The organism is Arthrobacter rhizosphaerae (assembly GCF_023062595.1).
Classification (GTDB): domain Bacteria; phylum Actinomycetota; class Actinomycetes; order Actinomycetales; family Micrococcaceae; genus Arthrobacter; species Arthrobacter rhizosphaerae.
The window spans coordinates 167,244-174,201 of sequence record NZ_JALLAN010000011.1; the positions used below are offsets into that span (position 1 = coordinate 167,244).

At 62.5% G+C, this 6,958-nt stretch carries 8 protein-coding genes; 2 read left to right on the top strand and 6 right to left on the bottom strand.

What is annotated here, in order from left to right:
- The first annotated feature begins 1 nt into the window (after position 1).
- Entirely contained in the window at positions 2-790 is a 789-nt protein-coding gene (purQ, locus tag MU551_RS15755) for a phosphoribosylformylglycinamidine synthase subunit PurQ (RefSeq protein ID WP_247046178.1), read from the top strand.
- Positions 787-3,105, top strand: coding sequence for a phosphoribosylformylglycinamidine synthase subunit PurL (gene purL, locus MU551_RS15760; RefSeq protein ID WP_247046179.1), 2,319 nt, complete (start codon positions 787-789; stop codon positions 3,103-3,105). Before purQ ends, purL begins: the two co-directional genes overlap by 4 nt.
- Positions 3,106-3,318: 213 nt before the next feature.
- Here purL and MU551_RS15765 read toward each other — a convergent pair whose 3' ends face one another.
- The 6 genes from MU551_RS15765 to MU551_RS15790 form a co-directional block, all read right to left on the bottom strand.
- The gene (locus MU551_RS15765; protein ID WP_247046180.1) at positions 3,319-3,612 is read right to left on the bottom strand and encodes a DUF503 domain-containing protein; all 294 of its coding nucleotides are present in this window, start codon (positions 3,610-3,612) and stop codon (positions 3,319-3,321) included.
- A gap of 37 nt (positions 3,613-3,649) precedes the next feature.
- Entirely contained in the window at positions 3,650-4,276 is a 627-nt protein-coding gene (locus tag MU551_RS15770; RefSeq protein ID WP_247046181.1) for a tetratricopeptide repeat protein, read from the bottom strand.
- Between the two features lie 39 nt (positions 4,277-4,315).
- On the bottom strand, positions 4,316-4,723 hold the full coding sequence (locus MU551_RS15775; protein WP_247046182.1) for an MmcQ/YjbR family DNA-binding protein: 408 nt from the start codon (positions 4,721-4,723) through the stop codon (positions 4,316-4,318).
- 16 nt (positions 4,724-4,739) lie between these two features.
- Positions 4,740-5,189 (bottom strand): CoA-binding protein, encoded by a 450-nt coding sequence (locus MU551_RS15780; protein ID WP_247046183.1) that lies wholly within the window; start codon positions 5,187-5,189, stop codon positions 4,740-4,742.
- Positions 5,190-5,273: 84 nt separating this feature from the next.
- A complete protein-coding gene (locus tag MU551_RS15785) occupies positions 5,274-6,041 on the bottom strand; it encodes a hypothetical protein (RefSeq protein ID WP_247046184.1) in 768 nt (255 codons plus the stop codon).
- Positions 6,038-6,592, bottom strand: a complete 555-nt coding sequence (locus tag MU551_RS15790) for an RNA polymerase sigma factor (protein WP_247046186.1) — start codon at positions 6,590-6,592, stop codon at positions 6,038-6,040. The genes MU551_RS15785 and MU551_RS15790 overlap by 4 nt, the downstream gene beginning before the upstream one ends.
- Positions 6,593-6,958: the final 366 nt, after the last annotated feature.

Genomic DNA, 6,958 nt, shown 5'->3' on the forward strand with positions numbered 1-6,958 from the left:
GATGACTGAACTTCCCCTGATCGGCGAAGCAGCCGCGGCTCCGTCCGCCGGCTCTCCTGATGCCAGCAGGCTCGCCGGCGCCAAGATCGGCGTGATTACCTTCCCCGGCACCCTTGACGACCGCGACGCCGCACGCGCCGTCCGTCTCGCGGGCGCCACACCCGTGGCGCTCTGGCACGCTGACACCAGCCTCGGCGACGTCGACGCCGTCGTCATTCCCGGTGGATTTTCCTACGGTGACTATCTTCGGGCCGGTGCGATCGCCCGCTTCGCTCCACTGATGTCCAGGATCATTGATGCTGCGAACTCTGACGCGAGGCTCCCGGTCCTCGGCATCTGCAATGGCTTCCAGATCCTCACCGAATCGCACCTCCTGCCCGGGTCGATGATCAAGAACGACCACCTGAAGTTCATGTGCCGCGACCAGGTGTTGCGCGTCGAGAACAACAACACGCACTGGACCAGCGACTACGCAGCAGGCCAGGAAATCACTGTGCCGCTGAAGAACCAGGACGGCCAGTACATCGCGGACGAAAAGACGCTCGACGCCCTTGAGGCTGAAGGACGTGTGGTCTTCCGCTACGTCGGCTTCAACCCGAACGGCTCACGGCGTGACATCGCAGGCATCTCCAACGCTGCCGGCAACGTGGTGGGCCTTATGCCGCACCCGGAGCACGCAGTGGAGGTGGGCTACGGACCGGAGTCCCTCGATGGCATCGGCGGCACTGACACCGACGGTCTCGGGTTCTTCACCTCCGTCCTTAACAAGATCGTGGGAGACGCCAAGTGAGCACCTCAGCTGAAACCGTCAGCAAAAAGTTCAACATCGACACCGTCGAGAACGCAGCCAAGACTCCGGACACGGAACTCCCCTGGGCCGAACTGGGCCTGAAGCAGAATGAGTTCGACGAGGTCGTGAAGGTGCTCGGCCGCCGTCCCACAGGCGCCGAGCTCGCCATGTACTCCGTGATGTGGAGCGAACACTGCTCCTATAAGTCGTCCAAGAACCACCTGCGCCAGTTTGGCGAAAAGGTGACCGACGAGATGAAGAAAGACATGCTTGTGGGTATCGGCGAAAACGCCGGTGTCACCAATCTTGGCGACGGCTGGGCCGTGACGTTCAAGATCGAGTCCCACAATTCGCCGTCGTTCGTGGAGCCCTACCAGGGTGCCGCAACCGGCATTGGCGGCATTGTCCGCGACATCATCTCCATGGGCGCCCGCCCCGTTGCCGTGATGGACCCGCTGCGGTTTGGCGCCATTGACCATCCGGACACAGCACGCGTTATGCACGGGGCCGTGGCAGGCATTGGCGGCTACGGTAACTCCCTGGGCCTGCCCAACATCGGCGGCGAGATGGTCTTCGACTCCGTTTACCAGGGCAACCCGCTGGTCAACGCGCTGGCCGTCGGCGTCATGCGCCACGAGGACATCCGCCTGGCCAACGCCTCCGGTAAGGGCAACAAGGTGGTGCTGTTCGGTGCCCGCACCGGCGGCGACGGAATCGGCGGCGCATCGGTGCTGGCCTCTGAGTCCTTCGATGACACCAAGCCGTCCAAGCGCCCCGCGGTGCAGGTGGGCGACCCGTTCGCCGAGAAGGTCCTGATCGAGTGCTGCCTGGAACTGTTCAAGGGTTCACTGGTGGAGGGCATCCAGGACCTGGGTGCCGCAGGTATTTCCTGTGCCACGTCCGAACTCGCCTCCAACGGCGACGGCGGCATGGAAGTTGAGCTGACCTCCGTCCTCCTGCGCGACCCCACTCTGACCCCAGGCGAAATCCTGATGTCCGAGTCGCAGGAACGCATGATGGCCGTTGTCACGCCTGAAAACATTGCTGCTTTTGAGGCAGTCATGGACAAGTGGGCCGTTGAGTACTCCTGGCTGGGTGAGGTGACCGATACCGGCCGCCTGATCATCACCTGGGAAGGTGAGGTCATTGTTGATGTGGACCCGCGCACCGTGGCCCACGACGGCCCGGTCTACGATCGTCCATTTGCCCGCCCGGAATGGCAGGACGCCGTTCAGGCCGACTCATTCACGGGTTCAGTTCAGGATGCGGCCCGCCCGTCCGCCCCCGCTGAACTGGCTGCAGCTGTCACCGAGCTCATCTCCTCGCCGAACATGTGCGACAAGTCCTGGATCACCAACCAGTACGACCGCTACGTTGGCGGCAACACGGCCATGGCCATGCCGGACGATGCCGGTGTGGTCCGTGTGGACGAGGAAACCGGTTTGGGGGTTGCCCTGGCCACCGACGCCAACGGCCGCTACACCTACCTCGACCCGTACCACGGCGCGCAGCTCGCGCTGGCCGAGGCATACCGCAACGTGGCCACCGCCGGCGCCGTCCCCATGGCCGTCAGCGACTGCCTGAACTTCGGCTCTCCCGAGGATCCCGATGTCATGTGGCAATTGGCTGAAGCCATCCGCGGTCTGTCCGACGCCTGCATGGTGCTGGGCATCCCGGTCACGGGCGGCAACGTATCCCTGTACAACCAGACGGGCAGCACCCCGATTCACCCCTCCCCTGTGGTGGCCGTTCTGGGAAAGCTCGACGACGTCGCCCGCCGCACGCCGTCGGGTTGGCGCGAGGATGGCCAAGCCATTTATCTGCTGGGCACCACTGCAGCAGAACTGGACGGCTCGGAATGGTCGAACATGCGTGGACACCTCGGCGGCCTGCCGCCAAAGGTGGACCTCGCCGCAGAACGCGCTCTGGGCGAAATCCTGATCAACGCCTCCCGTGACGGCATGATCGACTCCGCACACGACCTCTCCGAAGGTGGCCTCGCGGCTGCCCTCGTGGAATCCTCGCTGCGCTACGGCGTGGGCGCACGGATCGCCTTGCAGGATGTCCTGGACCGTGATGGCGTTGACCTCTTCACGGCGCTGTTCTCCGAGTCCCAGGGCCGTGCCGTTGTGGCCGTGCCCCGCTCAGAGGAGATCCGCTTCAAGGACATGTGCACCGCCCGCAACTTCGAGCACCTCCGGATCGGCGTGGTAGACGCTGCCAGTGGCCAACTGGAGATCAACGGCGTCGAGCCTTTGCCGCTTGACTCGCTCCGCGAAGCCCACGAGGCCACCCTGCCGAAGTACTTCGACTGATCCCCACGGCCGCCCTGGCGGCGTGGGCCCAGGCTCAATCGATTGCTCCGTAACTGCCCTTTTGAACACTCAGAAGGGCAGATACGGAGCAATCGCTTCTTAATCAGGGGCCACGTCTCCAGCCCGCCCTGATCACAGCCGCAAGGACCTTCGCCTCAGCAGGCTTGGCCTCATCGGCGGTGGGGTGGGACGCGGTGCAATCGATGGGGAGGGTCAATCCTCGCTGTTCAGCTCGCGTCGGCGTGCGCTGAGCAGCTCCACTTCCGGGCGCGCTGCCACAAAGCGTTCGACGGCGTCGAGCACCTCTACGATGTGCATGCGGTCGGCCGCTACCAGCCCAGCACCGATGGCGGTCCTGCGATATTGGTCTTGGAAGCCTGCCTCGGCCACGGAGACGTCGAACCTGCGTTTCACCTCGGCGATCAACGGGCGCACCACCGAACGTTTTTCCTTCAGGCTATGAACGTCGCCAAGAAGGAGGTCGAATTCAATCCAGCCGATCCACATGCTCCATTATGACCAGCAGGACACAGGGCGCCGCTCCCTATTTCGCTGCCGTCAGTGTCTGTTCGCATTCCCCGATGGCCTCACGTGCCTCCTGCTGCTGCCGTGGCGTCCCCACCCGCTCGGCCCATTGCTCGGCGAGCTGGAACTCCACCATCGCCTCAGCAGAACGTCCGGCACGGTGAAGAATCCACCCGAGATTGCTGTGCAGCTCAACCATCCAGCGTTTGGTCCTCTCGTCGTGGACTGTTGACGCGTACTCCAGGGCACTCCTCGTCCAGGCCTCAGCATGCGCCGAGTCTGCTATGGCCAGCATGTGGAGGGCGTCGACGGCGAGGAAGTCCTCACCCAGATGATCAGCGAGTTCAGCAGCCTGTTCGAACAAAGGCACGGCCATCGCTTCATGGCCGCCGGAATTCAAGAGGCGGCCGCGCTCAAGGAGGACCCGGACAGCAACCGTTGGTTCGTCGCCGTCGATGGTGTCCAGCAGGGCATCCGCTTCCTCGAAGCGGCCTTGAAGACCAATGGCGCGCCCCAACTGCGTGGCAAGTTCGGCGCGTTCGTCGTCGTCGTACTTGTCCTCTGTGATTGCCGCGCGGAAATGCGCCTCAGAGGCGGCAGGGTCATCAAAGTTCCACAGGTGGTCAAGGTTTTTCTGCTCCAGCATTCACTGCTCCTGATCCGCTCTCGGCATTAAACGTTGTGATTATTCGGGTGAATTGGCAAGGCGCGCCCAGCCCAGCTGCTCTTGCTGCTTACGGCTCAGCGATGCCACCACCAGATCGTAGGAATCCTCCACCATGTCCCGGATCATGTCATCCGGCAGGGAACCGTCCAAACGGACGCCGTTCCAGTGAGTCTTATTCATGTGCCACGCACCCGTAATCTCGGGATGCGCTGTCCTCAACTGTTCGGCCAGGACTGGGTCGCATTTGAGGCTAACGGACAAGTTCTCCGGGTCCATCGAGGACAACGCGAACATTTTTGCATGCTGGCTGGCTCCGCCTGAGATTGCCGCCCGGACTTTGAAGACCGAGAATTCCGGGCCGAAGGGAAAGTCCTCAAAAGCTCCGGGAAAACTCAGGCATATCTCCCGAAGTGCAGTCACGTCCATGAGCCCGAGCCTACTGTCAGTCAGCTGCGCCGGGTACAGGAGATACCTTTAGGCGCCAGGATTCCTGAGCCGGGCAGAGGTTCATCACCACGTCCAGTCCGGCAGCTTTGGCCCGTTCCGCAGCGGCCTCGTCAATGACCCCCAACTGCAGCCACACGGCCTTTGCGCCTATGGAAATGGCCTGATCCACCACATTCCCCACCCGCTGGGAATTTACAAAACAATCCACGACGTCGACGGGCAGCATTTCCGGCGGGATGTCGCCGAGGCGCGAGTAACCGACCTCGCCGTGGACGGTGTCCGCCGGAAGGTTGATGGGGATGATTTCCATGCCCATGCGGTCCCTTATGAACAGGGATGTGTCGTAGGCCGCCCGCCACTCATTGGAGGTGAGGCCAACGATGGCCCATCGCCCGGGGGTGAGCATGAGGCGTTCGACTACATCCGGATCATTAACGTGCGCCATGGTCCCCAGCCTACGCGTGCAGCCCGGGGCTACCCGGCCCGCCGCTCCGCATCCGGAGCACTGCACGCCGTGAGTCCGACGCAGTTAGCGGCGGTGTTTCTTGAGCCAAGTACAAAGGGAATCGGCGGCCGACGCGATGGACTGGGTTTGAAGTGTTTGCGAGAAATGGCGGCCACTGGGGAGTTGGCCGGGTGCCGATGCAGTCGCTTTCTTCGCAATCTGATCCAGGCCCTGCCCTGCGGCACCTGGCAACGCAGCGATGGACCCCCAGCCTTGCCCCTTTTCCTCAGGACTGACCGAAGCCGCGTGACGGCCGGAGCGCGGTGGATCCTTGACGGCCGCTGAACCCGCTGCGCCTTTGGCGCTAGCGGAGGGAGCATCAGCAGCCGCTTCGGCGGCATGTGCTCCGCTGCCCGACTCCGTGGAGGATTGACCTTGGAGCGACTGATCAGGGCGTGCAGGGGCCGCCGAGAGTGGCACGGCGGTGCTGCCAAGGGGAGCTGCCCGGTGCGGGGCCCAACCGCCGTCCAGGTTCTGGACTGATACAAGGCCCTGACGGATGCCGGGATTTGGGCTGGTGGCCGCAACCCCGCTGACGCCCAATCCCATGCCGGCGATGACTGCCACGGAAACCACGGTGGGACGATGCTTGCGCAGGGGCCGTTTAAGTGCCAATTCGTCAACACTGCCAGCCAACAGGACTGCGAGTTCGGCGCTGGGTGCAGGCAGCGGCAAGTCAGCCAGGGAACGGAGACCAAGGAGAGAGGCCCTGAGTTCGGGCGCATCGGCATGTCCGGCGTCGAGCAGGAGCTCGTCCACCATTGAGTGGGGCACTTTTTCCGGGTTCGTCATTGCGCCACATACTCCTTCACAGCTGAATGCTCACGGAGTTGGTCCAATGCACGTCTCTGGAGTTGCTTCACCGCTCCTGCGCTCTTCCCCATGATTTTTGCCACCTGATCCACCGTGAGATCGGCAATGATACGCAGCGTCAGGACTTCCTTCTGGTCTTCGCCCAGCACGTTCAGCAACTGCAGGACCTCACCCGGTGACACCCTCGACAGCGCGTCGCTCTCCGCGGATCCTGACTCCCTGGGATCCAATTCCGGTTCAAAACTCTGCCTTAGCGGAGTCCGGCTCTGGCGCCGGTGGTCATCAACCATGCGGGCGTGGGCGACGGAGAATACAAAGGTCCGCAATCCGCCCACCCCTCCACTGATGGAATCAAGCCGCGGGAGAACGGCCACGAAAACATCCTGCATTGTGGCCTCTGGATCCTCTACGCCGCGGGCTGTTAGGTATCCAAGGACTTGTGAGGCGTAACTGCGATAGACAGCATTGAAAAGCTCTAGGTCACGTCCCCGAAGGGCGCTTAACGATTCGTCAGTCAGCGCGTCAGTCACAGACCTGGGCTTTCGTTCCGGGGAGGATGGCTACATCATTGTAGGGGTATGGCGGGCCATCTGCGACGAATTCCTGGGTACTAACTTTACTTTGGGTAACCACCATCTTGTGAAAACGGTTACCGCTAACAAGCGTTTACAAAAGGGCCGGGCTGGAACATGATGGGGGACAAATTCCAGCCCGGCACCTCTTGGTGGTTAAAGCGCCGGTTCGAACATGATGGGGGACAAATTCCAATCCGGCGTTTCATAGTGGTAATCGTCACGGGGCCAGCGAAGGTTACGCGAAATCAAAAAAACTTTTGAGACTTTTTAAGGGCCCTGATTACGACGCCGGCGGGCCACCTGTTCAGGTGACCCGCCGGC